The organism is Pontibacter cellulosilyticus (assembly GCF_014306105.1).
GTDB classification, from domain to species: domain Bacteria; phylum Bacteroidota; class Bacteroidia; order Cytophagales; family Hymenobacteraceae; genus Pontibacter; species Pontibacter cellulosilyticus.
Window position 1 is genome coordinate 429,343 of the sequence record NZ_JACRVF010000001.1, and the last position, 26,924, is coordinate 456,266.

The 26,924-nt window shown below is 43.6% G+C and carries 21 protein-coding genes; 9 read left to right on the plus strand and 12 right to left on the minus strand.

The annotated features are described in order from the left end of the window. Positions 1 to 26: 26 nt before the first annotated feature. Positions 27 to 671: an AlbA family DNA-binding domain-containing protein gene (locus H8S84_RS01855; RefSeq protein ID WP_187065576.1), complete on the minus strand. Its 645-nt coding sequence runs from the start codon at positions 669 to 671 to the stop codon at positions 27 to 29. Positions 672 to 825: 154 nt separating this feature from the next. After that, the gene (locus tag H8S84_RS01860; protein WP_187065577.1) at positions 826 to 1,194 is read right to left on the minus strand and encodes a DUF3127 domain-containing protein; all 369 of its coding nucleotides are present in this window, start codon (positions 1,192 to 1,194) and stop codon (positions 826 to 828) included. Positions 1,195 to 1,369: 175 nt separating this feature from the next. On the opposite strand from H8S84_RS01860, the gene H8S84_RS01865 reads away from it, so the two are divergent. Continuing rightward, the gene (locus H8S84_RS01865; RefSeq protein ID WP_187065578.1) at positions 1,370 to 2,305 is read left to right on the plus strand and encodes an isoaspartyl peptidase/L-asparaginase family protein; all 936 of its coding nucleotides are present in this window, start codon (positions 1,370 to 1,372) and stop codon (positions 2,303 to 2,305) included. 66 nt (positions 2,306 to 2,371) lie between these two features. Here the strand turns inward: H8S84_RS01865 and H8S84_RS01870 are convergent, their stop codons facing one another. Next, the gene (locus tag H8S84_RS01870) at positions 2,372 to 3,265 is read right to left on the minus strand and encodes a cyanophycinase (RefSeq protein ID WP_187065579.1); all 894 of its coding nucleotides are present in this window, start codon (positions 3,263 to 3,265) and stop codon (positions 2,372 to 2,374) included. A gap of 330 nt (positions 3,266 to 3,595) precedes the next feature. Here H8S84_RS01870 and H8S84_RS01875 point away from each other — a divergent pair, with 330 nt between their 5' ends. Next, complete coding sequence (locus tag H8S84_RS01875; RefSeq protein WP_187065580.1) at positions 3,596 to 4,087, plus strand: YciE/YciF ferroxidase family protein; 492 nt, start codon at positions 3,596 to 3,598, stop codon at positions 4,085 to 4,087. A 170-nt stretch (positions 4,088 to 4,257) separates the two neighbouring features. Here H8S84_RS01875 and H8S84_RS01880 read toward each other — a convergent pair whose 3' ends face one another. After that, the gene (locus tag H8S84_RS01880) at positions 4,258 to 6,156 is read right to left on the minus strand and encodes a M1 family metallopeptidase (RefSeq protein WP_187065581.1); all 1,899 of its coding nucleotides are present in this window, start codon (positions 6,154 to 6,156) and stop codon (positions 4,258 to 4,260) included. Between the two features lie 330 nt (positions 6,157 to 6,486). On the opposite strand from H8S84_RS01880, the gene H8S84_RS01885 reads away from it, so the two are divergent. From H8S84_RS01885 to H8S84_RS01905, 5 genes are all read left to right on the plus strand, one after another. Then, positions 6,487 to 8,241 (plus strand): L,D-transpeptidase family protein, encoded by a 1,755-nt coding sequence (locus tag H8S84_RS01885; RefSeq protein ID WP_187065582.1) that lies wholly within the window; start codon positions 6,487 to 6,489, stop codon positions 8,239 to 8,241. 44 nt (positions 8,242 to 8,285) lie between these two features. Further along, entirely contained in the window at positions 8,286 to 8,819 is a 534-nt protein-coding gene (locus H8S84_RS01890) for a plastocyanin/azurin family copper-binding protein (RefSeq protein WP_187065583.1), read from the plus strand. A gap of 581 nt (positions 8,820 to 9,400) precedes the next feature. Further along, the gene (locus H8S84_RS01895) at positions 9,401 to 9,829 is read left to right on the plus strand and encodes a helix-turn-helix domain-containing protein (protein ID WP_187065584.1); all 429 of its coding nucleotides are present in this window, start codon (positions 9,401 to 9,403) and stop codon (positions 9,827 to 9,829) included. A gap of 110 nt (positions 9,830 to 9,939) precedes the next feature. Next, positions 9,940 to 11,280, plus strand: coding sequence for a DUF2254 domain-containing protein (locus H8S84_RS01900; RefSeq protein ID WP_187065585.1), 1,341 nt, complete (start codon positions 9,940 to 9,942; stop codon positions 11,278 to 11,280). A gap of 44 nt (positions 11,281 to 11,324) precedes the next feature. Continuing rightward, a complete protein-coding gene (locus tag H8S84_RS01905; RefSeq protein WP_187065586.1) occupies positions 11,325 to 12,158 on the plus strand; it encodes an ion transporter in 834 nt (277 codons plus the stop codon). A 14-nt stretch (positions 12,159 to 12,172) separates the two neighbouring features. Here the strand turns inward: H8S84_RS01905 and alr are convergent, their stop codons facing one another. The 5 genes from alr to H8S84_RS01930 form a co-directional block, all read right to left on the minus strand. Next, positions 12,173 to 13,324: an alanine racemase gene (alr, locus tag H8S84_RS01910; RefSeq protein WP_187065587.1), complete on the minus strand. Its 1,152-nt coding sequence runs from the start codon at positions 13,322 to 13,324 to the stop codon at positions 12,173 to 12,175. 6 nt (positions 13,325 to 13,330) lie between these two features. Further along, positions 13,331 to 14,485: an amidohydrolase gene (locus tag H8S84_RS01915; protein ID WP_187065588.1), complete on the minus strand. Its 1,155-nt coding sequence runs from the start codon at positions 14,483 to 14,485 to the stop codon at positions 13,331 to 13,333. A 211-nt stretch (positions 14,486 to 14,696) separates the two neighbouring features. Beyond that, the gene (locus H8S84_RS01920) at positions 14,697 to 18,998 is read right to left on the minus strand and encodes a PAS domain S-box protein (RefSeq protein WP_187065589.1); all 4,302 of its coding nucleotides are present in this window, start codon (positions 18,996 to 18,998) and stop codon (positions 14,697 to 14,699) included. Positions 18,999 to 19,140: 142 nt separating this feature from the next. Beyond that, complete coding sequence (locus H8S84_RS01925) at positions 19,141 to 20,499, minus strand: sigma-54-dependent transcriptional regulator (protein ID WP_187065590.1); 1,359 nt, start codon at positions 20,497 to 20,499, stop codon at positions 19,141 to 19,143. A gap of 258 nt (positions 20,500 to 20,757) precedes the next feature. Continuing rightward, entirely contained in the window at positions 20,758 to 21,600 is an 843-nt protein-coding gene (locus H8S84_RS01930) for a DUF1206 domain-containing protein (protein WP_187065591.1), read from the minus strand. A gap of 251 nt (positions 21,601 to 21,851) precedes the next feature. Here H8S84_RS01930 and H8S84_RS01935 point away from each other — a divergent pair, with 251 nt between their 5' ends. Beyond that, positions 21,852 to 22,436 carry a DUF4136 domain-containing protein gene (locus tag H8S84_RS01935; protein WP_187065592.1) on the plus strand — a complete coding sequence of 195 codons (585 nt, stop codon included), beginning with the start codon at positions 21,852 to 21,854 and terminating at the stop codon, positions 22,434 to 22,436. A 49-nt stretch (positions 22,437 to 22,485) separates the two neighbouring features. Here the strand turns inward: H8S84_RS01935 and H8S84_RS01940 are convergent, their stop codons facing one another. From H8S84_RS01940 to H8S84_RS01950, 3 genes are all read right to left on the minus strand, one after another. Then, positions 22,486 to 24,480, minus strand: coding sequence for a monovalent cation:proton antiporter family protein (locus H8S84_RS01940; protein WP_187065593.1), 1,995 nt, complete (start codon positions 24,478 to 24,480; stop codon positions 22,486 to 22,488). Positions 24,481 to 24,590: 110 nt separating this feature from the next. Further along, a complete protein-coding gene (locus H8S84_RS01945; protein WP_187065594.1) occupies positions 24,591 to 25,247 on the minus strand; it encodes an HD domain-containing protein in 657 nt (218 codons plus the stop codon). A gap of 35 nt (positions 25,248 to 25,282) precedes the next feature. Beyond that, a complete protein-coding gene (locus tag H8S84_RS01950) occupies positions 25,283 to 25,774 on the minus strand; it encodes a hypothetical protein (protein ID WP_187065595.1) in 492 nt (163 codons plus the stop codon). A 165-nt stretch (positions 25,775 to 25,939) separates the two neighbouring features. Here H8S84_RS01950 and H8S84_RS01955 point away from each other — a divergent pair, with 165 nt between their 5' ends. Next, positions 25,940 to 26,773, plus strand: coding sequence for a DUF481 domain-containing protein (locus H8S84_RS01955; protein ID WP_187065596.1), 834 nt, complete (start codon positions 25,940 to 25,942; stop codon positions 26,771 to 26,773). Positions 26,774 to 26,924 lie beyond the last annotated feature (151 nt).

Below are 26,924 nucleotides of genomic sequence, written 5' to 3' on the forward strand. Positions count from 1 at the left end.
CCAACTGAGGCCGGATTTGCAGAAACTTAGCTTAACGTATAATAGTCTTCTTTCTCTTTATCGTGCAGGCGCAGGTAGCCATGTATAACCAGCTTTACCAGGGTGCGGTAGGCTCTGCGCTGCGAGAGGTTGGCCAGTTTCATATATTGTTTTAAGGTGATGCGCGGGGAAGTTTGCAGGTATTCCAGCACTGCGTTCTCGTGCCTGTCAAGGGGCAGCTTCTCGAAAACCGGGTGCTCGTTTAACAACGTTTTGTTTACCATATTACTGGTTTGCACGCTGGTGTCTTTTACTCGTACATAGCCGCGCCAGTCGTCTTCTTTTACCTTAGCAAAATGTGGTTTGGATTTGCTCTCGTGCACAGTTACCACCAGCACGGTACGGTCATCGCTTTCCACTTCTTCATAATCCAGCGCAACAGGAGGATTACAGTAGTGCTCCGATGCCAGGCGCAGGGTGTGCAGTTCCTCCTCAGGGTCTATGCCGCAGATGTAGCCATTGTCTTTAACGCCAACAAGTATAGTGCCGCCGCGGGTATTGGCAAAAGATACAAGGGTGCGGGCAATCTTATCGGGCTTGGTAATGCGCTGCTTAAAATCAACGGTATCATTTTCGCCACGAAGAATCATGCGTCGAACCTCATCAAGGGGTGTGTTGGGCGTGCTGAACATTGTCTTCTCTGTTTAGCTTAAAAAGTAGCGTATACTTTATACTTGTAAAAGGGGAGTGCTACATACTTATAGCAAAAATGAAGCCTTAAAGTTTTGTATGAGGCAAAAAAAAGCGAGCACTAGGCTCGCTTTAAATATAGTTAGGCTTGCTACATTAGAATGGCAAGTCGTTGTCTGCGTCGCTGCTGTAAAACGAAGGAGCTTCCTGCTGCTGCGGAGCGCCAGCTGGTGCGCCAAAGTTGTTTGCCGCAGGCTCTAATCTCCAGGCCTGCAGGTTAGTGAAATACATGGTCTGACCGTTTTTAGTAAATGGCTTACCAGATAAGTTAAAGGTAACTTTCACTTCGTCACCATTCTTAAACTGGTCTAACAGGCTGCACTTGTCCTGCGTTAGCTGAAACTTTACATACTGAGTGTAAGAGCCATCCGGAATCTCCAGCACAAATTCACGCTTTTTGAATTTATCACTTATCTGCTGCTCCTCAAATACCTCGTAAAGCTTACCTTGGATATCAAACGACATAATTAATCTTTTAAAATAGGTTATTAGTGTAAGAACAAAGATAACTATTTTTCATCTTAAAAAGGTTCTCTATGGGCCAGTATTTGAGCTAATTTTTAGACACTGCGCTTAATATTTTTAACTGCATTATAGCTGATGGCGTAAGTTAATCCTGTACCCAACTTACATCAACCCTATGAATAAATATGCAATTGCCATACATGGCGGCGCCGGCACCATTACCCGGTCTTCCTTAACTCCTGACAAAGACAAGGCCTACCGGGATGCTCTGGAACAGGCAATTATGGCGGGACACAGTGTGCTGCAGGGCGGTGGAACAGCATTGGACGCAGTAGAACTTGCTGTAGTGCACCTGGAGAACAACCCCTTGTTTAATGCCGGGAAAGGCTCTGTATTTACGAAAGAGGGCAAACATGAAATGGATGCGGCCATAATGTGCGGCCGGACTTTGGAAGCCGGAGCGGTAGCTGGTGTGCGCAGCATTAAAAATCCTGTAAAGCTGTGCAGGGCTATTATGGAGTATTCAGACCATGTGATGCTGAGCAGCTATGGAGCTGAGGAGTTTGCCCGAAACCACGCGGTTGAATTTGCCCCTGAGAAGTATTTTTTTGATGCCTTCCGGTATAACCAGTGGACCGAGATCAGGGACTCTGATATATTTATGCTCGACCACACCGAAAACGCGGAGAAGAAGTTCGGTACAGTAGGAGCCGTGGCACTCGATATGGAGGGCAACACGGCTGCTGCCACGTCTACTGGCGGCATGACAAACAAACAGTATAACCGAATCGGTGATACCCCTATTATCGGCTCCGGAAACTATGCCAACAACAAGACCTGCGCGGTGTCGTGCACAGGGCACGGAGAGTTTTTTATGCGCGCAGTTGTGGCTTATGATGTGTCCTGCCTGGTAGAGTATAAAGGGTACACGCTGCAACAGGCCTGTGATGAGGTTGTAATGAAAAAGCTGGTAGATTTTGGCGGTGAAGGCGGTTTGATTGCTTTAAACACCGCAGGAGAAGTGGTTCTGTCTTTTAACTCGGAAGGAATGTACCGGGCCAGCAAGATCGGAGACGAGAAAACCTTTACTGGTATCTATAAAGAAGTATAGCCCAGTTATACTTTAGATATGGTTTCCACAAAAACATTTTGAGACTTGCATCTAAGCCTTCAAGCCTTAGGTTCTCTCCACCTGTAATCTGGCGGGCTTCAGTGCTTCCGAATCCTTAAAAAACTCTCTTGTATCAATGTTGTACACGTTGCCTTTTGCAAGCACGTGCATGATCAGGTTGGAGATAGCCACTGGCCTTCCCGGATCCACTTCTTCTATGTTGGTATACTTTACTTCATGGCTATCGGCTATTACTACCAGGTTGGAACCAATGGTTTCAATCATATGGCCTTCTGTTATAAGCACGCCAGTGTCTTCACCTAAACCAATACCTACTGTTTTAGGATGCGTTACTACCGCCTCCATAAGTCTGCCAAAGCGGCCCCGTGTTACAAAGTGTGTATCAATAATTACCTCATCTATAAAGCCCAAACCATGCCCGATCTTTACAGAGCCTCTAAGCAAAGATTCTGGTGCGCTACCGCCCTTGATCATGATCTTCGACATGGCCATGGCCCCGGCACTGGTTCCTGCTATTATAAAATCCTCATTCAGGTAGCGGTCCAATAAAATATCTACTATCTCGGTGCCATGGAACATCCTGGTAATCCTGGACTGATCGCCGCCACTGAACATAATACCATCTGCTTGCCTGATGCGCTCTATATACTCTGGGTTATGAGCTTCTTCTTCGGTTTTGATATGCATCAGGTTTATGTTTTCTGCCCCCAGAATTCCAAATGCGCTCAGGTAACGCTCTCCAACTTCTTCCGGTATCATTGAGGCAGTTGTAATCACCTCTATCTGCGGGTTCTTTACAGGTATCTCCTGCAGAAACCGTTTTAAGATGCCGAGTTCAAAAAAATCGAGATAGTACTTCTTCTTAGATTTAGGGTTAGGGTAACTTCCTTTGTCTTCGTTGCCTCCAACTGCAATAAGTTTTCCTTTAGGTCTGTTCACGTCGGGTTTTCAAATTTAATTTAATAGAAAACCTGCGGCCTTTCCATTTGTTCTGCCGCAGCATTTCTCCTGATAAGAGTACCGCTTTTAGCCAAATTCGTTTCAAAAATCGTTGTTTTGATTTAAAGTGATTGCGGTATGCATAAACCATTATATAGGTTTGTTAGTTTATATGATATTAGATATATTATACCGGAAGGCCTGTTTACCATAGCTTGAACGACATTGCCTAATAAAAACTATACTTTTATAAACCCGCAGTATAGCCTGCCGTATAGATAGCCACGAACAAAACAAGAATACTTTTTTAACGCGTAACCTTTCCAAGCTATGAAACTTAATAATTTGAAAGACCTATTAATCCACGAACTTAAAGACATCTACAACGCTGAGCAGCAGATCACGAAAGCGCTTCCTAAGATGATAAAGGAATGCTCTTCTGATAAACTGAAACAAGCTTTCCAGGACCATTTGCAGGTAACTGAGAAGCAGATTCAACGTCTGGAGAAAGTTTTTGATATGATCGGAGAAAAGGCCACCGGTGAGAAGTGTAAAGCCATGGAAGGTATCATCAAAGAGTGTGAATCCATGATGAGTGAGAGAGCTGACAAGAGTGTAATGGATGCTGCTCTTATTGCCTGCGCACAGCGCGTAGAACATTATGAGATTGCTGCTTATGGTACTGTCCGTACTTATGCTAACCAGCTGGGTATGCGGGATGTGGTACAGCAACTTGAAATGACACTGGAAGAAGAGAAGCAAACAGACGCTCTTTTAACACAGATCGCAGAACAAGCTGTGAACATCAAAGCCGAGAGATAATAAACTTGCTAAGGCAACTAACTTAGCATCTTAGAGCGATACGGAAAAAACTCTGTCCTTTCGCCTGGCTTACCCAAGCAGGTAATGAAAGAGACAGAGTTTTCGCTTTTTACAAAAAACAAAATCCCGGCCTAATGCAGGCCGGGATTTATTGTTGATTTATACTTTGACTACTTTAATAATTCATCCAAGGTAACAGTAGAAACTGCATGGTAATTTGGTCTTGCCTTAGCATAAATAGCCAATGCTTTCTTCTTTCCTTCAGGTGTTGCAATCAACGCCTTGTAGATTGGCACTAGGAACTTACGACGGCCAACACTGGTCAGGAACGTATCCATGGCTTTGTCTGCTGTAACGTAGTTGTTCTTGATTGCATGCAGGAACCATGCAGCCAGTACCTCCGAGTTACCAGAGTTAGTAAAGTTAAATGCTTTGTCCAGTTCAGCCATTTGCTGCTGACTCATATTTTCTGGCAGCATACGTATAAAATGCAGCCACTCGTGGCTTGACCAGTCTTTGGTGTTTAGTTGCGCTGCAGGCTTGCCGCCTTTCCAGGCATTAAAGGCTTCCTCCACTTTGGCAAATCGGGTAGAGGTAGGGGCCACAAAGTTTTCAGGCAATCCTGGCGAGTATACCCATCCCTCAATATTAATCTTCTCTGCCAGTTGCTCATCACCCTTGATCAGCTCAGATCTCAGAAAATCCAAGAACTTATCGGTATTCGTGCTCTGGAAGGCAAATGTGTTGAAGTAGTCATTCACGAATTTATCGAAACGCTCACGGCCTACTGCCTTCTCGATATTCTGTAAAAAGAAGTTTCCTTTTTCATAGGCTATATCCGTTAGTCCCTCGTCCGGGTCGCGGCCTTCCAGGTCCAGTTTAAGTTGTGTGTCTTCGTTGTCTGCGCCTTTCTCGTCTATGGTTTTCTGCAGGTCCTGGTAGCCAAGCACATTCAGCATGTCCGCGTACTCTTTGCCGTACAGTTCTTCCATAATGCGGCGTTCAAAGTATACAGTAAAGCCTTCATTCAGCCAGAAGTCGTTCCAGGTGGCATTGGTAACAAGGTTACCGCTCCAGCTATGTGCCAGTTCGTGAGCAATCAGGCTGGTTAGCGATCTGTCTTTGGCTAGCACAGTAGGCGTTACAAACGTAAGGCGCGGGTTCTCCATACCTCCGAACGGGAAAGAAGGCGGCAACACCAGCAGGTCGTAGCGGTCCCATCTATACTTTCCGTAGATCTTTTCGGCGGCCACCAGCATTTTATCCATTTCGGCAAACTCGTAAGCGGCGGCCTTGATGGTGGCAGGCTCTGCGTAGATGCCTGTCTGTGGACCAACCTTTTCGAAAACAAGATCGCCAACCGATAGTGCCATCAGGTACGACGGAATCGGCTGCTTCATCTCGAAAGTATAAACGCCGGTATTGTTTTTCTGCATCGGGTTCTCGGCACTCATAACAGCCAGCAGTTCTTTCGGCACTTTAACCTTTGCGTTATAGGTAAAGCGTACGCCTGGGCTATCCTGTATCGGAATCCAGGTGCGGGCAAGTATAGCCTGCGATTGCGTGAACAGGAAAGGGTGCTTTTTACCAGCGGTTTGTTGTGGGTTTAGCCACTGCAGTGCTGCTGCATCCGGAGAGGTTTTATATTTAATAGTTACCTTTTTAGTATCAGGTTTGATGTTGACGGTAAGCGGCTGCCCCAAAAACTCCTTGTTTTCGCCTAACTGGAAAGTAGTTTCTTCCATGTTGTCGCCGAGGTATACTTTGTCTATCTGCAGGTTCCTGGTGTCGAAGATGATCTTATCGGTTCCCGTCAGGTTTTCGATCAGGTAGGAGGCTGTTCCGCTGATTACCTTCTGGTCAAAGTTAACATCAATGTCCAGGTCCAGGTGTTTGGCTACTGCCTCTGCAGGCTGTGCGTAGCTGTGAACATCTGCCGAAATTTTCTCGGTTGAGGTTTGTTCTGAAGTCATAGTTTCGCCGTCTTTGGTTGGTTGTGAAGTACAGGAGGCAAGTTGCAGGGCACCTGCCATGCTTAAGCCAAGTAAGCAACGTTGGTATGGTTTCATAGGTTTTATAAGTGTCTGAATGAACTAAGATAGGCAATATTTTGGCCAAACTGAAAATACACTGGTTACAGAGCCGGCCGCGGAATGAATTTGTAAATATATAGTGCCTCAGCTTTAGTCCTTCAAGTATAACCAGGAAGTAAAATATTTAGCCTGGTAGCTTCCATTGTATCATCTGTTATGTTGTATAACTTTTTGTACTGTTTTAAAGTACAAATACCTTAAAAGGCTGTAAAATAATATATGCCTTTTTTAAATTGTATAAAATCAATATTTTGATTGGAGGTTGAGCAGGTTTTTCTCTTCAGCTCCCTAAAAAGAACATAGATCATGAACCCTTATAAAGACTATAAATACCTACTGTTCACCCTTATTTTGGGTGTTAGTTCACTGTTGGTTGGCTGTAATAATTCTGATGGTGAAGCTACAACTGCAAAAAACGGAATTGAGAAAGTAGGTGAGATATTTAGCCAAAAAGAACTGCCGCAGGCTAACACAGACAGCTCTGATATTGTAAACTTTCTGAAAGAACAGCCAAAGATGAAGAAGCATGATGAATTGATGTTTCTTTTTTATGGCGACAGAGACTATAAGCTAGCCTGGTTCAGAGACAACGAAATAGTGCCTGAAGCGCAGAAGTTCCTCTCTGTTATAAATCAATCATCAAAGGAGGGCTTGCAGCCAAGCAATTACCGTGTCATGGATTTCGAGAAGTTGTTTAAGCAGTATGAGCAGATGGACGGACAAGATTCTGCTAGGCTAGAACTGCAGCGTAAAATAGATCTGGGCCTGACTGCATCTTACTTTAATTATGCCTCTGATTTTTACAGGGGCCGTGTAGATCCAAGAACTGACAACAATGTGAGCTGGAACGTAAAGAAAAATAAAATTAAACTGCACAAAGCGCTGCAGACTATTCTAAAAGAGCGTGAAAGCACTTATCCATACTATGAGTTTGAGGCATTGCACAAAGGATACGCAAACCTTAGAAGTGCACTATCTAAGTATAGGGAGATAGAGGAGAAAGGTGGATGGCCTAAGGTAGAACTGGGAAAGAAAAAGTCTTTGGCAAAGGGAGATACAGCTGCTGCGGTAATCTCGCTTCGGAAACGCCTGAACTACGGCCAGCCTATTAACGAGGCGGACAAAAACATGCGACTGTTTGATGCTGAACTTGAAAAACAAGTTAAGAAATTCCAGATGTTGCACGGTTTGGCTGAAGATGGGAAAGTTGGAGGCAATACCTTAAAACAACTCAACATACCGGTTGGTGAGCGCATTGAGCAGATTATGATAAACATGGAGCGCTGGCGCTGGATACCGAAACGCATGGTGCCGAAGAGCCTGGACCAAAAGTATATCTGGGTAAACATACCAGAGTATAAACTTTACATCTACGAAGATCCGGACAATGACCCTGAAGCAGAGCGTGAATACCAGGAGGTAATGAACATGCGCGTGATCGTGGGTAAAACTATGAATTCTACCCCAATTTTTAGTGATAAACTTGAGTTTGTGGTAATGGCGCCTTATTGGAATGTGCCTAATAGTATTGTTGAAAAAGAGATAAAGCCAGCTATTCTTAAAAATTCTGGCTATCTGGCATCACAAAACATGGAAGTGGTTACCAAAGAAAAGAATCCGAAGCAAATAGATCCTTATTCTATAGATTGGGCTAGCGTAACTGAAAAGAATTTCCCATACATGGTAAGACAACGCCCCGGACCTAAAAACTCACTGGGGTCAATCAAGTTCCTGTTCCCGAACGAATATAACGTGTACCTGCACGATACGCCTGCTGATGCATTGTTTAGCCAAAACCAACGTAACTTCAGCCATGGTTGCGTAAGGGTAGAGAAGCCTATTGAGCTCGGTAAATACCTGCTACAGGATATGCCGGAGTGGGATGAGAGCCGCATCAGGTCTACGATTAACGGAGGCGAAGAGACTTGGGTAACCCTGCCAAAAAATGTTCAGGTATACATTGTATACTTTACCAGCTGGGCTGATGAACAAGGCAATGTGCATTTCAGAGAAGACTTGTACGGGCATGATAAAAAGCTAGAGCAGGAGTACTTCGGTTAAACAGAAGATAAAATCGGCAAGCGTGGCTTTAGTAGATTTCGATAATGAAGATAAAAAGGCATATACATTACCTTTTAGTTGCTTCTGTAGTAGCAGCTTGCGGTACCGATACTGATAAGGTTGCCTTAGAGGCTCCTATTGAGATAACTGATACTACAGCCGCTGTTATTACAGCAGACCAGGATACAACGCTGCAGCAGGTAACAGAGATCACGCTAAAAGCCATAGGCAACACAGTAGATGAAATGGTTTATGACCAGGACACGCTCGACGTGAGAGTAAACACAATGGTTAAACTGACGCTTATAAACGAGGGGACAGAGCCACCCATGATCCATAATGTTGTGTTCACGCATCCAGATAAGTATAAGCTGGTTGCGCTTGCCGGCGCTGAAGCAGGAGCTCCGGGTAATTATGTGCCCGAAAGCGAAGACGTTATTGCTGCATCTCCCTTAGCCTTGCCGGGTCAGACAGTAGAGTTAGAATTTACTGCGCCGTCAGAGCCAGGAGCCTACAACTTTGTATGCACCTACCCAAACCATTGGCGAAGAATGAACGGCGTATTAATGGTTAAATAGCAACTAGTTACGCTTCAGATTCACTTCCACATAGTTACGATTATAATAAAACCTGCCACAATAAAGTACAAATCAAGGAAACTACTTAATGTAGAGTTTGACTGCAGATTGATGTTTTCTAAATTGCACTGGATGGCAAGTTTCAAAATTAAGTAAAGTTCAGTTGCTGTAAATATTCATCAAAGCGAATATAATAGCTTATAGCACAGCAATTTAAGGGTGTGTGGATAACTCGTTTTATCCACACACCCTTAATTGTTTGTGCGACATCCTGTCAGGTTGGTCAAATGTCTTTTCGATTGGGGCAATTTATAATCACAATACTGTTTACCGCTAATGAACATATGTATGTTTGATTTAAAGCAATATACAAGACAATTTACAATTGTATATACATTTGTAAATCAAAGGCTATAAATGCTGTTATCAAATCTGATAACAGCTTGACAATAAGAATGAATGCTATAAAGTGTTAACTTATAATTTAATAGATATTAGTCTAATATAAAATTGTAATTGCAGGTGTAAATATTATAATATACATTTGTATATACATTTGTAAATAACAGAATTTCCAAATAATGGTTGAGAGATTACAGGAATTAATGCATCATAAGCAATTATCCTCCACACAGTTTGCTGACACAGTTGAGGTTCCAAGAGCTGTAATCAGCCATATACTTAGCGGAAGAAACAAGCCAAGCCTTGAGGTGGTTACTAAAGTTGCTTCTGCTTTTCCGGAGGTTAGCCTTGGCTGGTTATTGCTTGGAGAAGGAGATATGCTAAATCCCTTAGCAGCACCTGTTGCACCAGCCAGTAAAAGTAAAAGTGAAGAAGTATTGCCTTCTCAAGCTAAATTAGAAATGCCTCCCGCAGTAGAGCAACAAGATAAAGTACAATCAACCAACAGTATCTCAAGCCCCGCTCAACTTGCTGATCAGCACGAAAAAACTATTGAGCAGATTGTCATCTTTTACAACGATAAATCTTTTACAGCTTATAAACCTTAGTGTATTTGCTTAAAGAATGAGTGCCTGAATGTAAAGTATAGCCTGTGCTTTACAACTTAGAGGTGCATGTATTAGTACACTGCATTATAGTTGATACAGCCTCACAATTCATGAAAAGATTTTTTGGTAAGTTTAAGTTTGCGTATTACTACATTGTAAACAGTATTGGGTTTTATCCCACTGTTATTTCGTTAATATTTGCTTTGCTGGCCATGGTAATGCTCTACCTGGAAACTCTTGGTCTGAGTAAGTCATTAAAGGATAACCTGCCATTAGTAATCATCAGCAATGGTGATACAGCCAGATTAATACTCAGTTCCATTACAACAGGCATCATATCACTTACAGTTTTCAGTTTTACGATGGTTATGCTGGTGCTGAACCAAGCTAGTTCTAACTTTTCTCCTAGAGTTATACCTGGACTTATCTCTTACAAATCAAACCAGCGTGTAATGGGTTTATACTTAGGTACCTTGATTTACACGCTGATCATCATGGTAAATGTGCACTCGGATTACTATACAGTGCCATTACCAGGGTTCTCTATTTTCTTGGCTATGTGCTTCACCATATTATGCCTCGGTTTTTTTGTGTACTTCATACATTCCATATCCTTGTCCATACAGATAGAAAGTATACTGGAAAGTATATATGAAGTGACTAAAAGAGAGTTAGAGACCGAAATAAAGGAGGACGATAAAGGTAAAGCGTATCCGATTCTAGAGGCTAACAATTGGATTACATTAAACAGCCCCAGAACCGGCTACCTTCAAAGTATAAATGAAGAAGCAGTGGTGGAAATGTGTAAAGAGTATGAGTTAGTTCTCTGTTTCATGCAGCCACTGGGAAATTTTCTTATCGACGGAATCCCTTTTGCTAAAATCAACAAGAAGCTGGAAAACCTAGAAGAATTCACATCAGGCTTATTTGCGCACCTAAACTTTTACAGAGAAGAAAGGCCTGATATTAATTACCTGTTCGGTTTTAAGCATATTACAGAGAGTGCGGTTAGAGCATTAAGCCCTAGCCTTAACGACCCTGGCACAGCTATCAAAGCAATAGATTACCTCACAGACTTATTTATACTGCGGATGCAGCTAACTGATGAAAGGGTAATCTGTGACGATCAGGGCAATGGTCGCATTTTGTTTATGCAAGAAACATTCAAGCAACTGTTAACCCTGAGTCTGAGTCCTATTAGGCTTTATAGTAAAGAAAGTAGTATTGTCCTGCTGCGCCTTTTATACCTTTTTCGCAGCTTATTGTTAAAGGCAAAAGAGCACCCACATCTATTGCCAGTCATATTTAAAGAAGTCAAATGGCTGGTTGAAGACGCAGAAGAAGGAGTAACAAATAAGGCCGACCGGGAGAGAATCAATGAGCAGCTCAAAGAGCTGAATGATTTGAATGTGATGCAAAAAAATCTACCACTTTTAAGTACTGGTCTTTAGATCCAGAATTAATCAAAGCTGTCAAAAAAGTAAGTTCATAGCGAATGGCAACAGCCCCACATAAACAAAGTCTGCGAAAGAAGCTTTATACGATAATCTTTGAGGCTGAGACACCTGCAGGTAAGTGGTTCGATGTGGTGCTTCTCATACTTATACTTTCCAGTGTAATAGTAGTAACCCTAGAAAGTGTGGTGGAACTACGCCGGGAGTATCTTCAATTGTTCCTGACGCTGGAGTGGGTCTTTACCATAATCTTTACGGTAGAGTATTTCCTCAGAATTTATAGTTCACCTAAACCGCTTAATTACATATTTTCTTTCTTCGGAATTGTTGACCTGCTTTCTATTATTCCTACATACCTTAGCTTGTTTGTTCTTGGTACGCAGTATTTCCTGGTGATAAGGGTACTGAGACTGCTCAGGATCGCACGTATTTTTAAGCTGACGCGCTTTATAAATGAAGGAGAGGTGCTGTCAAAAGCGCTGCGTGCCAGTATGGCAAAAATTATGGTATTTCTGGGAGTGGTTCTTATGATTGTGCTCATTGTAGGCTCCTTGATGTATGTGATTGAGGGAGCGCAGAGCGGTTTTACAAGTATACCTAAAAGCATTTATTGGGCCATCGTCACCTTAACCACAGTTGGCTATGGCGATATTGCGCCTTCCACAACACTTGGGCAGATACTAGCCAGCTTTATTATGATTATGGGCTATGGAATTATTGCTGTGCCAACTGGTATTGTCTCGGTAGAGCTGGCAAAGTCAGAGAAGGAGGCACTTGCATCAACAAAAGTTTGCCCTAATTGCCACGAAGAGGGGCATCAGTCGGGGGCCCACTATTGCTTTAATTGTGGCTATCATTTTAAAAGTTTCAGGTAGGCGGCGAAATCATTCTAGTCTACGATCAGGCGCGGAATATTCATGGGCAGGCGCGTGAGTAGTTCATAGTTCAGCTGCGTGCTCAGTTCGGCAAACGAAGCCACACTTATGCTTTTGTCTTTTTGCTTCCCTAGCAATACCACCTCATCACCTTTCTGTACATCCGGCACATCTGTAACATCTACCGTTAGTACATTCATACTGACGATGCCCACCACGGGTACCTGTTGGCCACATATCAGCACCTGCCCTTGGTTACTCAGGCTTCTGCTGTAACCCCAGGCATAACCTACAGGCACAATAGCCAACACCATATCTCTGGGTGCTTTAAAGGAGCTACCATACCCGATGTAGTCGCCTTGCTTTACCTGCTTCAGGGTCATGACGTGTGTTTTCCAGTTTATCAGGCGGCGTAGCGGGTCCTTTTTATCAGGATGTTGCTTACTATAAAAGTCATACGTTTCGGGGCTGGGCCAAAAGCCATACTGCATAATGCCCACACGCACCAGATTCAAGCGGGTGTGCGGATAAAAAAACGTGGCGGCAGAGGAGGCTGTGTGTATTTGCTCCGGGTCAAACCCTTTCGCTTTAACTAGGCTAACCTGTTCGTTAAAAAGCCTTAGTTGCTCCATTATACGCTCATGGTTCTGCATGCTTTCAGCGCCTGCAAAGTGTGTGCAAACGCCTTTTAAATAAATAGCATCTTTATAGTTGTGTAGTTGATCCAATATACTGCACAGCAGGTGTGGGGCAAAGCCTGTCCTGTTCATGCCGGTTTCAACCTCTAGGTGAATAGTAGCCTTTTTGCCAAGCATTCGGGCTGTTTTAGCAGCTTCTGTTAGCCTGTCCTGCTCAAACACGAAAAACTCCAGGTCGTTTTGTATGGCCCATTTCAACTCTTCATTATCGAGGTAGCCCATAATCAGAACAGTGGCCGGTTTAGAGATTACTGCCAACAGGCGCTGCGCCTCATCGGCACTGAAAACAGAAAAATGATCCACGCCGCACTGCTGTGCAAGTATGGCATACTGCTCAATGCCGTGGCCATAGGCGTTGCCTTTTATCACGGAAGAGAACTGTACATTCGGTCCGATCTCCTGCTTTATGAAGTCTATATTGTTTTGAAGTGCTGATTTACTAAGTTCGATGTAAGAGCTATGGAACATAATGAGTTATTTGTTCAGGATGCCTGACGCAATGGTATAGAAAAGCGTAGCGCCAGTTGGAATGATACTGTCCGGGAAATCGTAATCGGCATGGTGAAGCTGTGACTGGTGAGTGCCTGCGCCCAAGCCAAACAACGCGCCTTTATACTTGCGGGTAAAGTGCCCAAAATCCTCAGACCATTTAAAGGGGTTTACGGCTTCCTGCAGGTCTAGTTCCAGTGTTTTGGCTGCCGCTTTCACCTGGTTTACGGCATCTTGGTGGTTAACTGTAGCCGGAAACTCTTCTGTAAAGCTTATTTTATACCTTAGATTATACTTGCCGGCAATCTCTTTTACAGCATCTGTAGTAAGGTTTTTTAATAGATCCAGGTCTGCCTGCTGAAACGAGCGAAGCGTAGCCATAACCGTTGCAAAGCCGGGGTTGGTACCAAAAGCTATCTCGCCCAAGCGTGCATGGATTACTGTGAGTAGGGTAAGGTCCTTGAACCTGCTTTTATCAAGTATAAGATTGTTGAATGCAAGTATAAGCTCTGCCATTGCCTGCCCCGGGTTTAATCCGTTTTCAGGCTCCGCCGCATGCGACTCCAGGCCAAAAAGCTCCACAATCATGCCTGTAGAGGCTGCAGCAAACGTATGTTCCCGTACCACAACCTGGTTGGCAGTAAAGCCTGGTAAATTGTGTAGCGCAAAAACGTAGTCTGGCTCTAGTTGACCAAACCGATCATCTTTCAAAACCGCCCATGCGCCCTGACCTGTCTCTTCGGCGGGTTGAAACAGAAGTATAATTTTTCCTTTTGTTATAGGTTTGCGGTGTAACAACTTGGCTAAACCTGCCAGTATAGCCATGTGGCCGTCATGGCCGCATTTGTGGCTTACTCCCTCAACAGTAGAGGTGTATTGCATGTCATTTACTTCCAGTATGGGCAGGGCATCAAGCTCAGCTCTGAAAAGTATGGCAGGTCCATCTTTTATTTCTCCTTCAAAGATTGCGGTAACCCCTGTTCCTCCCAAACCTGAGATAATGCAATCAGGTTTATACTTCTCCAGGAATTTTATTATGCGTGCTGCTGTCAGGTTTTCGTTGCCGGAAAGTTCCGGGTGTTTGTGCAGGTCCTGCCGGAAGGTGCAGATATCGGTAAAGTCGGGAAGTGGTTGCTGCATGAATTTTAATGTGCTTTGTTGTTTGCTACTGAAGGCAAACACTTAAAAAATAATACAGTTGCTGCCTTTATTCTTAAACAGCAACCATAAGTTTATACTTAATACATGCCCCAAGTGTACCGTTTTTAGCCTGAAAGAGTTTTGAGGCAGGGGTGGCGTGGTAAAAGCAAAAGCCCCTGAAACTAAATTACAGGGGCTTTTGTGAGTCAATTTATACTTCTGTCTTCATCTGCTGCAGTACTTGTGCCATCACTTCCTGCAGAAATTCGATGTTTTCTTCTACGGCTTCGTTTGGTTCATCTGCTTTAGCGCCTAACTCTATCTGCCGAATCACATCTTTCAGTTTTTCAATGCGAAGTGTGTCAATAGTGGACTTTAGCTTATGAGCTGCTGCGCTTACTCCAGCCCAGTCATTCTGCTGCTGCCGTACGCGTATCTCTGATAGTGTATCTGGCACAGTTTGAATAAACAGTTTTTTTGTTCGCTGTATAAACGCTTCATTCCCCCTCGACATTTTATGCAGAATGCTCAGGTCGTATAAAGGTGCAAAGGGCGCATTCTCTTCTTTGTCTATACTTTTCATTGAGGCACTTCTGTTGCTTAATACTTTGTGTGGTAAGATATTAGCTATTTTTAGGTAAAGTTCTTCTTCCTCAAATGGTTTAGAGATATAGGCGTTCATGCCAATGCTTAGGTACTTTTCGGCATCGCCCTTTAATGCGTTGGCTGTTAATGCGATAATCGGTATACCTGCTTTTGTGCCATCCTGACTGGAGCGGATAAGCTGCGTAGCATCCAAACCGCTTAACTCCGGCATTTGGATGTCCATTAATATCACATCATAAGTGTTCTGTTCCGCCTTCTCAACAGCTTCCCGTCCGTTTCGGGCCACTTCTACCTCAAAATCCCAGCCTTCCATAATCGATTTAGCCAAGAATGTGTTCACTTCATTATCCTCGGCCAGTAGCACTTTTGTGCCAGCAAGGCTAGTAAAATCTACGTCTTCTTTTCTAGGTGTATCAATGTTGCCGTTATACTTTGCGTAGGTAAGCCTGAATTTAAAAGTACTTCCATGGTTTTCCTCACTCTCAACCCAAATCTCACCGTGCTGCATCTCAATTAGGTTGCGGCAAATGCTAAGGCCCAGACCTGTGCCGCCATACTTCCTGGTCGTGCTAGAGTAGGCTTGTGCGAATCCTTCAAAGATATAGTCTCTTTTATCAACTGGAATTCCGATGCCGGTATCTGACACGGCAAACTCTAGCGTCAGTTTCTCTTCGTTCTCCTCTAATACGCTGCAGCTTAGCGTAACACTTCCAGCATCTGTAAATTTAATGGCATTGTTAAGCAGGTTCAGCAGCACTTGGTTTAAGCGGTAAGGGTCGCCGATTACCGTCTGATGCTTTAGGTGCAGCGGCTTGATGAGATATGCAAGTTCTTTTTCCTCAGCTTTGTAAATCAGTGTTTGATAGGCTGCCTTTACGGTGTCGGTAAGGTTAAAAGGGATCTCCTCCAATTCTAGCTTTCCGGCTTCAATTTTGGCGATGTCCAGGATATCATTTATAATAACAAGCAGGTTGTCTGCTGACTGCTGTATAATCTTAATATAGTTTTTCTGTGCCTGGTTAAGCGGACTTTTATTTAGTAGGCTAGCCATACCCATAATGCCATTCATCGGAGTCCGTATTTCATGGCTCATATTTGCCAGGAAATTCTCTTTCACCCGTGCGGATTCCTCTGCAGCTTCCTTCGCTTTTTTAAGCTGCTGCTCGGTGTGCATCCTATCGGTAATATCCTGGGCAATGCAAATAATATAGGGCTTTGTATTTGGCTCTTCTACTTTGTAGTTCTTATAGAAAAGGTACCGCTCTTCCTGCTCTTTGTTAAGCACAGTAAAGATGCCCTCCACCAATTTCTTCTTTCTAAACTCTCTCAGGTAGCTGTTGAAGTTAGTCTGGTGGTGCTCTGGTAAAAACGACTTCAGGTTTTTGCCCACCATTTCGTCTGTGGTATAGCCCAGCATGTCGAGCATGTATGGGTTGGTTTCCTGCAAAATGCCCTGCATGTCATGCGTACAGAAGTAAGCCCGGCTGTAATTAATCAGGTCGCGGTATTTTTTCTCGCTTTCCTTTAAAGCTTCTTCTGCCTTCTTGCGTTCCTCGATATCCCGCACCGCCGACTGAATCTTTACTACTTCGCCGGCCTCGTTAAGTATAGGCTTAATGTTCGTCTCCACCCACTGCACAGATCCGTCTTTTCGAAGTAGCCTGTGCTGTACCAAAATGTTTTTGTGTTCCAACAGGTAGTTCACATTTCCTTTCTGCCCAATAAGGTCTATATCTTCCGGATGGAGTATATCAATTGGCATGCTGCCAATTAACTCCTCCGGCTCGTAGCCCAGCAACTCTTTACATGCTTTAGACACATATATATACCGGCCATTAGGTTCATGCAGGCTTATCAAGTCCTTTGAGTTTTCAGAAAGAAGCCTGAAGAGCTCTTCACTTTCCTCGAGCCGGTGCTTTGCCTGGCGCTGTTCGGTTATATTGGTGGCGATGCCCAGTACTTGTACTTCACCGTTGCTTGTGAATAATGGTTTTTTGATCGTGTTAAGCCAGACAGTCTCTCCGTTTGGTTTCGTGAATTTTTCTTCCAGCTTTACAACCAAGCCTTCTTCAACTACTTGTTTGTCTACTGTGTTGTAGAATGATGGCTCATCTTGATGTTTATAAAAGGTATTAGCGCTGGCGCCTACCAGTTCATTTACAGATTTTCCGAACAAGTTGGCGCACTCCGTATTCACAAAGGAAAATTTACCAGCGGCATCTTTCACGAAAATCAGGCTTGGGCTGGAGTCTACAACCTGCCGGATAAAGTCATTCTTCTCTTGTACCTCCTGGGCGGTTTTAAGCTCTTCAGTGTTATCTCTGATAATAGCCAACACCTCATTGTCACTGTACTTCAGCACCCTGCCCTCGTAATAGCGGGTGCCGTCCGGAAAATCAATGTCATATTCTGTTTTCTCGTACTGGCCGGTATGCACAACCCGCTGTATAAGCCTCAGTAATTTTTCTGCCAGGGGCTGGGGCAGCATCTGATTTATGTGGTTGCCAATTACTTTGTCTTTCGGTACAGTTAGATGCAGTTCATCTACATTCTTCATGTCCAGGTAATAGCCATCTTTGTTTATGATAAACATAAGGTCGGGGATGGCTGCTAGTATGGCTCTGTTTTTTGCCTCGCTGGCTACTATCTCTTCCTGCGCCTTTCTCAGCTCAGTTATATTAAGGCCATGGCCTATTACCAGTTCTACCTGGCTTTTATCGTTTAGCACCGGGTTTAGGCGGCGAATAAAACGTTGTTCTTTTCCTTCTTTATCCAGAATAGCCTCTTCAAACTCAATTAAGGCTTTCTCGTCGAGTACACGCTGCAAGTAAGCGCCGCGTTGCTTCATCCGCTCCTGCGGTATGCCTCTGTAACGGCTATAGTCTTCGTTTGTCTTACCAATGATCCATTTTCGGAGCTCCGGATCTTTGATTGCTGCCGGGTTTAAAAAGAGGTACTCTAGTTTATTATTGTAAACGGCTACATCAGAAGGTATATGATTTAGGATTGACTCGTAAAAGTCTTTCTGACGCAATAGCTCTTTGCTTTTTTGGTGGAGTGTGGTTACATCCTGTGCAGAGCCGATTATTTGCTTCACCTCCCCCTGCATATTTCTACGGAACACACTCTCACGGCACAACAAGTTTTTTATTCTTCCGTCTTTGCACCTTACCTTGTATTCAACTTCCAGCACTTCACCGTCAGCAGTTTTCTGCATTTGCTTTACATGCCTATATAGCTTTACAACATCTTCAGGCAATATTAACGCCCTAAGCATTTCGCTGCTGATAGAGGCAACATCTGCATCTGTATATCCCAGAATACTTTTTATGTGCTCGTTCAGATAGATGTTCTTACTTTCCTCCAAATCATATATATAGATGATGTCTGGAATGGTGCGTGCAATATTCTTAACAAAATTTCTGCTTTCCTGCAGGGCATTGGCGGCTGAGTTTGTTTGCTGCGCATCGGTCAGATATAATATATAACCAGCATCATCATAAGCAGGTACAACAAGCAACTTGTACAGATTATCACTAACTGAAGTGTGAAGTGCGCTGTCAGAAGTATTGTTGAACTGATACAGCTTATGTTGCAATAGTCGCTTAAATGCGAGAAGGCGATCTTGGACTTGAGTATTTAAGAAGTCTTGTGCCGCTTTATTTAAAGGCAACAGCTCATGTAGGGCGTTGTACTTTAAAATAATTGGGTGCTGTGTATTATTGCTGCCTAGAAAAGGAGTTATAGGCTCTATAAGTATAAGGTTTTCAAGAACATGAGCTTGGGCCTCTGTTATCTTTTCAGCTTTTAGCCTGGCTGCTTTCTCTTGCTCCAGTTGTTGCTTTAATGCTGCAATCTCCTTGCTTATATTCATTTCAGAACCAATTTCGCCTAAAAGATAAACCATTTACAGGTTAAAAGATTCATTTTTGCCTGCCAATACAATGCACAACTATTAAACAGCTATACTACTAAATAAGAAAGATAAAAGAACAAATGTTTTCAGATCTTCATACTTGATAAAGATAGGGGGACTAACCCATATAATTTTAGCGTATAATCAGCTCTTTATTCTGAATCATCCGGTAAATGGTTGATTTACCTATATTAAGCTTATCTGCAACGTAAAGCACATTGTACTCATACTTTTCCAGGAAGCGCTGGATAATTTCTATAGTATATTCCTTTAGCGTTCGTTCGGTGGCAAGAAAGTCTTTTTCTGTATTTCCGGCTGTTAGGTTAATATCCTGGTCATGGATCTGCTCGTTATCCGACAGCACCACTGCTAGCTCTACAATAGCTCTCAGCTCACGCACGTTACCCGGAAAAGAGTAGGAGAGTAGCTTCTTCTGCGCTTTCTCAGAAAGGCTTTTTTTGCCCAAACCGTTTTCTTTGGCAAACCCATCTATAAAGTATTTGGCAAGAACAAGAATATCGCTGCCCCTGTCGCGGAGTGGTGGCAAAAGGATGGGTAGACCAAGCAGGCGGTAGTATAAGTCTTCTCTGAAATTTCCTTTTTTTACCTCTTCTGCTAGGTTTTTATGGGTAGCTACGATAATGCGTACATCCACAGGCACCAAGGTATTGCCGCCCACGCGGGTTATCTCTTTTTCCTGCAACACGCGTAGCAGCTTTGCCTGCAGGCTTACATCCAGCTCCCCGATCTCATCCAGGAAAATAGTACCCTTATTTGCTTCTTCAAATTTACCCAATCTGCGCGATACGGCTCCGGTAAAGGCACCCTTCTCGTGCCCAAATAATTCGCTTTCTATCAGTTCTCTGGGTATAGCCGCTACGTTTACCGCCACATAAGGTGCTCTCTTGCGGTTGCTGTTGTAGTGTATGGCTTTGGCAACTAACTCTTTACCTGTTCCCGTTTCGCCATTGATAGATACTGTGATATTGGTTTTAGCAGCCTTATCCATCATGGCGAACACGCGTTTTATGGGTTCGCTGTTACCAATGATGACATTACTAAAATCATACTTTTGCCCGATTTCTTCGCGAAGTTGGCTTATCTCTTCCCGAAGCGAAACGTTCTCTCGGATTTTGTTTACCGTATTCCAAAGGCGTTCCGGAGTTTCCTCGTCTTTAACAATGTAATCGTATGCGCCTTTCTTAAGCAGGTCAACTGCTGTGGCCACATCTTCCTGCCCAGAAATAATAATTACCTGGGTATCCGGGTTTTGCTCTTTGATGCTCTTTAGTACCTCGTCGCCGTTCTTATCGGGCAAAGAATAATCGAGTGTGATTACATTAGGGCGTTCGTATAGGCTGGCAAGGCAATCTTTAGCAGAGTGGAATTTTTTAAGTTCGTAGTCAGGATTTAGTGAAAGATGATATTCCAGCAGTTCACTATACCAAACGTCGTCGTCTAGAATAAATATCTTAAAGGGCGTGTTCTTCATGTAATTGTAAGCTGCATAGTGTTTGGAACCACCAAAGTTAACACTAAATGCATACTTGAAAAGTGTTTTTTATCACTTTAAAGTTTATAATTCTCTGTTATGCCTTAAGTTGTTATTGGTTAAACGGATATGTTGCTGATAAGGGAAGGTTTACTGATAGGTTGATTTACCAATAAAATATGAGTTGCCGAGACAGAATCAGATCGTTAGATGCTGTATTTGTCCCGGCAACCCGCTGAAGTTTAAATGCTGTTATAGTTACGATGAAGTGCTGATAGGTTGATATTTGGCTCTCATGAACATGAAAATCCCGTAGAAAACCAAGCCAACAGCAACTGCTCCTAACAGGTAAGAACCATAGGATGAGCTCTCCAGGAACTGAAATGCCTGCCCACTGCCACCTGCCTCCTGAGGATCAGACTGCATAGCGGCTTTCAGGAACATGTAACCGATAAGTATCCATACAACTCCCCGGGCAACATAGCCTATTTTCCCCATGCGCACCATTTTTTCCTCAACTTCGTGCTTTAGGCCGGCTCCGCGTACATTCTTTTTATACTTGTCGGATAGGCCATAGTAGATTTGGTAAATGCCTGTGCCAATAATGATTATTGCCACAATTCCAGCCAACCATTGCCCAAAGGGCTGTTGAAGCAGTTGAGCTGCAAGCGTTTCGCGAGAATCTCCGCCTCCGGAGCTGCCACCGCTGTTGCCAAGTACCATTTGGGCAGCCAAATAAGCAAGTGCGGCATACACCAGTCCACTAAAGATATACCGGAGTCTTTTTGCAATGCCCTTGGCATCGTCTCCTTTGTTTTCAGAGTCGTTTACTCCCTGTATCAGTCGCCATATAGCATAGCAGGCTAAGCCAAGAGCAACAATTCCTAAAAGCCATTTACCAAATGGCTGCTCCAGTATAAACTGAAATACACCTTGCTTACCTGCACCATTAGAAGAGTTTCTGCCTAGCTCAAAGGCAGCCATAAAGGCTAGTATGCCCACCAAGCAATAAACAACACCTTTGGCAGTTAGGCCTACCCGGGCAAAGTTCTCTACCCATTTTGGTGGCGGGGAGGGTACATGTGCTGAAATATCTCTCATATTATTTTCAAATTAGTTTCTTGTTTCCTTTTCACATACACGTAAGAATGACCACTGAGTTGTTTTTCACTATATTTTAATTTCCTATGTATCTTTAAAACTGGAGATAAAGTAGAGAAGTGAGGGTGCACAAAGGTGGTTCGTAGAAGGATACAAGCGTCTGGCAAGTATAAAAAGCTTTTACGCTTGCTTAATTGCCCTTACATTTGCACTGTACCTGTTGGTCTCATAAGTCCTCCATAAATAAAAGTATGAAAGCATTCCGTTTACAGAATACCCTTGCTATTGCCCTCATGCTGGTACTGTTGAGTTCCTGCATGGTTACATCCGGAATAAAAAACACGAGTAGCATTATAGCACCAGGAGCCAATACTAAGTTATACCGCACATACAGTTGGTATCAGCCTAATCCGGCTGCTCCGGCTTCTTTTGACAAAGGATACAAAGGAGAATTGAACGAACGCATAGTAAAAGCGGTAGAAACTGAGTTGCAAGAAAAAGGCTACAAGAAAGTAACGGAGAACCCGGATGTACTGCTGGCTTACGACTTAAGCGTTTCGGTGCCTGTAGAAAAAGATGCTCCCGGTACTTATCCTAATGGGTTTGGCTACAGCTATGCCTATATGAGTGGTTACAGGTATAACTATGGCAATGCCGGTTTGCCTGGCTACCGCGCTGTTGATTTATTCAAATCCGGCACCCTGATCATAGACTTCATCAGTCCTAAAACAAACCAACTGGTTTGGCGCGGCTGGACGGAAGGTGCTTTTGATGACTTTAGTGCCGGCAATGGCAAAGTGCAGCAGGAGGTAGAGGAGATTCTGAATAAGCTTTAAGTATAAACCGGCCTGATAAACATCAATACCGTCTAATTATTTTTAGTTATCAATTTGCCTTCAGGTAATTATTGAAGCGCATTACATCGTCGGGTTTACCTACTACATACACAATATCGCCTGTTTTTATTTGTGTAGAAGCGTTGATGTCAAGTATCGTCTGAGCCTCTCTCTTTATTGCTACAATTGTGATGCTAAAGTTGTTGCGTATATTTGCTTCAATGAGAGGTTTATCTACAATATCCTGATCGCCTGTATATACCCTGAGGCTTGCCACTTCAATTTCCTGTAGGTCCAGGTCGAGATTCGTACCGGTGGTGTTGCGGCCTGCCATACTTCGCAGCATATCATAATTATCTGCGCGAATCATTTGTGTAAAGGATTCTATTTGATCGCGGGGCAGCAGGTATTTAGAAAGCACACGGGTAAAAATCTCGATAGATGTTTCAAACTCCTCCGGAATCACCTCGTCGGCTCCAATCTGGTAATTCTCCTCCATCTCCTGCACAAAACGAGTGCGTACAATGATATGCACCTTATCGCTTACCAGCCTGATACTGGAGATGATACGCTTGGTAGCCTCTGGGTCTGAAATAGCAATTACCACCACACGTGCTTTATGGATGTTTACATGCGAAAGTATAATGTTGTGCACGGCATCTCCGTAAAGAATGGGTTCACCCAATACCCGTTCGTGGCGTACAGTTACCGCATTTAACTCAATTATTACATAAGGAATATTGGCATGCTTGGCGGCCTTGGCTACATTTCGCCCGTTAATGCCAAAGCCAATTATCACAATGTGGTCAGTAAGTTCTGGTACGTCATGATGCTCAGGGGCGTCGTGTTGGTCAAAAGGAATTGGATCCTGCGAACTACCAAAAAGAGAACTGATTGAGTTACTCAACCTGTGGTAAGAATTGATCACAAAGGGAGAAACCGCCATGGTGAGCAACGAAACAGACAGGAAATATTGGTAAGTTTCCTGCGATAGCACCCCGTTCTCGATGCCTGTATTTGAAAGTATAAAGGCAAACTCACCTACCTGGAAAAGCGATAAACCTACCAGTATAGAGATACGCATTGGGTATTGAAGGATACGTGCCGCCATAGTAGCCACAAAAGCTTTTAGCAGGAAAGTAGCCGCAGTAAAGGCAAGTATAGGCAGCAGGTGCTGCAACATAAAAGCAAAGTCCAGCAGCATTCCAATAGATACAAAGAAGAAGCTGGTAAATATCTCCCTGAAAGGCAGTATGTTGCTGGTGGCCTGGTGGCTGTATTCCGACTCCGAAATGATAAGACCGGCCATAAACGCACCCAGCGCCAGCGACAAACCCATGCTGGAGGTAAGCCAAGCCACAGCAAAGCAAATCACAACAATGCTAAGTATAAATAGCTCTTTGCTTTTAGTGCGGGCTACCAGGTAGAGTAGCTTAGGAACAAGGTACCGAGCGCTTATTAATACAAATACAATCACAAAAACGCCTTTTAACGCCATCAAGAGCAGTTCGAAGGCAATGTTTTGCGTGCCACCAGCCATCAGTGGCGTAAGCAGCATCATGGGCACCACGATAATATCTTGGAAAATAAGTATGCCCAACACAGTTTTGCCTTGCGGGCTGTTAATCTCACCTTTGTCTTGCAGCAGTTTTAAGACAATGGCTGTACTGCTCAGGGAGATCAGAAAACCCATAAAAATAGCTTCGCCAGTGCTGAACTTTAAAAGCAGCATAATGCCGGCAACAAGTATAATCGTAGCCAGCACCTGTGCCGAACCGCCAAGCAATACTGTTCTTTTTATCATGGCCAAGTTGCGCAGCGAGAATTCCATACCAATGATAAACAGCAACAGGATAACACCTATCTCTGCCAGTATCTCAATGTCATGTGTTTCGTTGATGAGGCTGAGGCCATGCGGACCGGCAATTACTCCCGTGGCTAAGAAACCCAATATGGTTGGCAGCTTGAGGCGCTGGAAAAACAGTATGACAATTACTGCCAGGCCCAATATAATCACGACATCAGAGAGTAATGGTATCTCCATTGGTTGCTCTTAAGTGTAGAATAGTGTTGATGAATGGTTAAATACTAATATTTTAGATTTTCTTAGGGTTGCATTGGCAAATAAGGACCTTTACATAAAAGACCTCATTGTTAGTTGCCTTCCCACTCTTTATAAAACTGCTGCAGAAAAGTCTCCATGTACTGGTGGCGCTGTTCTGCTATCCTGCGGGCAGCTTTTGTATGCATACGGTCTTTTAGGAGTAAAAGCTTTTCGTAGAAGTGATTTATAGTAGGAGCGGTGCTTGCTTTGTAGTCTTCAAATGAAGTATGCAGTACCGGTTTTACCTCTGGGTCATACAACAAACGGTCTTTGTGCCCGCCGTAAGCGAAAGTCCTGGCAATACCAATCGCGCCAATGGCATCCAGTCTGTCAGCGTCCTGCACAATGCGCCCTTCTATACTTGACATGGCAGACGACGTGCCCGCTCCCTTAAAGCAAAGCTCCTGTATGATGGTGCAAATGTGTTGTATATCAGCTTCTAATATATTATGTCGCTCCAGCCACTCACGGGCCATGCGCGGCCCCACAGTCTCATCGCCGTTGTGAAATTTGTGGTCCCCGATATCGTGCAATAGAGCCGCCAGTTCCACTATATGCACGTTAGCAGTAGGCTCTTCTATAGCTATACTTTGTGCATTCTTCCAGACGCGGTAAATATGCCACCAATCATGTCCTGATCCCTCACCAGATAAAAGTGATTTTACATGATCTGCGGTTTTTTGTATAAGTAGTTTTTGTGAGTGCATGGGCTTTCTATCAGTAGAAGCCCAAAACTCTATAATTATTCGCTATACAACAAACTTGATGGTACGAACGCTTTATTTTCTTGCTGTAGCGGTTCGAGATTGATATTCTGGAGCAATTCATTTTCCATTATAGCTGCCCAAGTGTTGAGGTAAAGTACTACATCATCACGTACGTTATGCTTCAGGTAGGGAGTACCTGCAGGAAGTTGAGCCAGTATGTTCTTATCAGACAGGCGTTCCAGGTTGGCTAGGTCTTCCCTTGTAAGGCCAGATTCCAGCATCTTATCTATTAAAGTATCTAAAGGCAAGTTGCTTTGTGGGCAGTAGTCTCTCAATTGTTCTGCCCAGTCGCCGTAACGTGTCATCGCAGCCTTATGTATCTCTCCTTTGTTGTAGTTTGTGATCGTCTGGGCCAGGTGACCACAGTTGCAGCTGCCCATGTGTCCCCATTGATAGGGAGCGCCATTCTTTAAGCGCCTGGCAGTTTCTCGTAGCATCCGGATGATCTTTATTGAACTTCTTGCCATACTATTGTAAATTTGTGTTTTTAACTCATTAGAGACCTTTTTTCTTTTATACGAGTGTGTTTTGATCCTGTGCCTCTGGTTTTATTATAATAACCAATAAAAAGCCAGATGTTCACTAGAGTAGAAGCATAAAGGTTTATCACAAAATTTTATATCAGCTCCTAAATGACCCTTACGATTAAATGCTTTTTCCTGATTATTTCTATTGTCTTTGTTTGCTCTTCCTATCATGAGGCTAATGCCCAGATACTGAACATTGAACGGTCAAGGGTCAGCCAGGATACAGTGAACTACCTGACAGGCAAAGTGGGAGCCAACTTCTCGATGTTTAACCGAAATGCAGGCAAGAACAATCCGAACAACTACCTGCAGCTAACATTTACAGGTGATCTGGCGTATATTTCCGGTAAACACAGTTACCTTCTTTTGAACTACTACAACTACCTGCTGGTAAACTACGATTCGCGTGAACTGCGAAACACTGTTGCCAGTACCGGCTACTCTCACCTTCGGGCAAACCTGCACCGTAAACGCAAATTATCTTACGAGCTTTTTGCACAAGCCCAGGCTGACAAGGCCCGTGGACTTGAACTGCGTACCCTATTAGGAGGAGGGGTAAGATTGGCCTTACTGCGCGAAAATGACTTCACTTTATACTTTGGAACTGGCGTGATGCACGAGCATGAAGAGTGGGAAAAGCCAGAGCAGGACCAGATACTTGTTGTGTCGGATCTACCAAAATCTACCAATTACATAAGTGCCAAGGCGAAGCTAAGCGAACACATTTCTACCGACGGTATTGCTTACTACCAGGTAGGGTACGATCGTATAATTGATGACTTCCGGAACAGAATAAGCGGAGATGTATCACTTAATTTTAAAGTGAACAGTAAATTCTCCTTCCGAACAAACTTCAACTGTGTGTTTGAGGATGAGCCTATTGTGCCGGTAACGCGCTTTGTCTATGCTATTTCCAACGGCGTGCAGGTTAATTTTTAAAATGATTTTGCTGAAAATGCCTCTAATACTATTAAATTAGACAATAAAATCCCTAATTTGTACTTTGTAAGTTAGGTTTAAACTGCTGAACTTACCGTACCTAAAGAACTTAATCACGACCAAACCAAATGCGCAAGCCCTTTATCGCATT

Excerpts from the sequence above, each read along its gene's own strand:
- H8S84_RS01855 (WP_187065576.1), bottom strand. The coding sequence starts at position 671 with ATGTTCAGCACGCCCAACACACCCCTTGATGAGGTTCGACGCATGATT.
- H8S84_RS01860 (WP_187065577.1), bottom strand. The coding sequence starts at position 1,194 with ATGTCGTTTGATATCCAAGGTAAGCTTTACGAGGTATTTGAGGAGCAG.
- H8S84_RS01865 (WP_187065578.1), top strand. The coding sequence starts at position 1,370 with ATGAATAAATATGCAATTGCCATACATGGCGGCGCCGGCACCATTACC.
- H8S84_RS01875 (WP_187065580.1), top strand. The coding sequence starts at position 3,596 with ATGAAACTTAATAATTTGAAAGACCTATTAATCCACGAACTTAAAGAC.
- H8S84_RS01880 (WP_187065581.1), bottom strand. The coding sequence starts at position 6,156 with ATGAAACCATACCAACGTTGCTTACTTGGCTTAAGCATGGCAGGTGCC.
- H8S84_RS01885 (WP_187065582.1), top strand. The coding sequence starts at position 6,487 with ATGAACCCTTATAAAGACTATAAATACCTACTGTTCACCCTTATTTTG.
- H8S84_RS01890 (WP_187065583.1), top strand. The coding sequence starts at position 8,286 with ATGAAGATAAAAAGGCATATACATTACCTTTTAGTTGCTTCTGTAGTA.
- H8S84_RS01895 (WP_187065584.1), top strand. The coding sequence starts at position 9,401 with ATGGTTGAGAGATTACAGGAATTAATGCATCATAAGCAATTATCCTCC.
- H8S84_RS01900 (WP_187065585.1), top strand. The coding sequence starts at position 9,940 with ATGAAAAGATTTTTTGGTAAGTTTAAGTTTGCGTATTACTACATTGTA.
- H8S84_RS01905 (WP_187065586.1), top strand. The coding sequence starts at position 11,325 with ATGGCAACAGCCCCACATAAACAAAGTCTGCGAAAGAAGCTTTATACG.
- alr (WP_187065587.1), bottom strand. The coding sequence starts at position 13,324 with ATGTTCCATAGCTCTTACATCGAACTTAGTAAATCAGCACTTCAAAAC.
- H8S84_RS01915 (WP_187065588.1), bottom strand. The coding sequence starts at position 14,485 with ATGCAGCAACCACTTCCCGACTTTACCGATATCTGCACCTTCCGGCAG.
- H8S84_RS01920 (WP_187065589.1), bottom strand. The coding sequence starts at position 18,998 with ATGGTTTATCTTTTAGGCGAAATTGGTTCTGAAATGAATATAAGCAAG.
- H8S84_RS01925 (WP_187065590.1), bottom strand. The coding sequence starts at position 20,499 with ATGAAGAACACGCCCTTTAAGATATTTATTCTAGACGACGACGTTTGG.
- H8S84_RS01930 (WP_187065591.1), bottom strand. The coding sequence starts at position 21,600 with ATGAGAGATATTTCAGCACATGTACCCTCCCCGCCACCAAAATGGGTA.
- H8S84_RS01935 (WP_187065592.1), top strand. The coding sequence starts at position 21,852 with ATGAAAGCATTCCGTTTACAGAATACCCTTGCTATTGCCCTCATGCTG.
- H8S84_RS01940 (WP_187065593.1), bottom strand. The coding sequence starts at position 24,480 with ATGGAGATACCATTACTCTCTGATGTCGTGATTATATTGGGCCTGGCA.
- H8S84_RS01945 (WP_187065594.1), bottom strand. The coding sequence starts at position 25,247 with ATGCACTCACAAAAACTACTTATACAAAAAACCGCAGATCATGTAAAA.
- H8S84_RS01950 (WP_187065595.1), bottom strand. The coding sequence starts at position 25,774 with ATGGCAAGAAGTTCAATAAAGATCATCCGGATGCTACGAGAAACTGCC.
- H8S84_RS01955 (WP_187065596.1), top strand. The coding sequence starts at position 25,940 with ATGACCCTTACGATTAAATGCTTTTTCCTGATTATTTCTATTGTCTTT.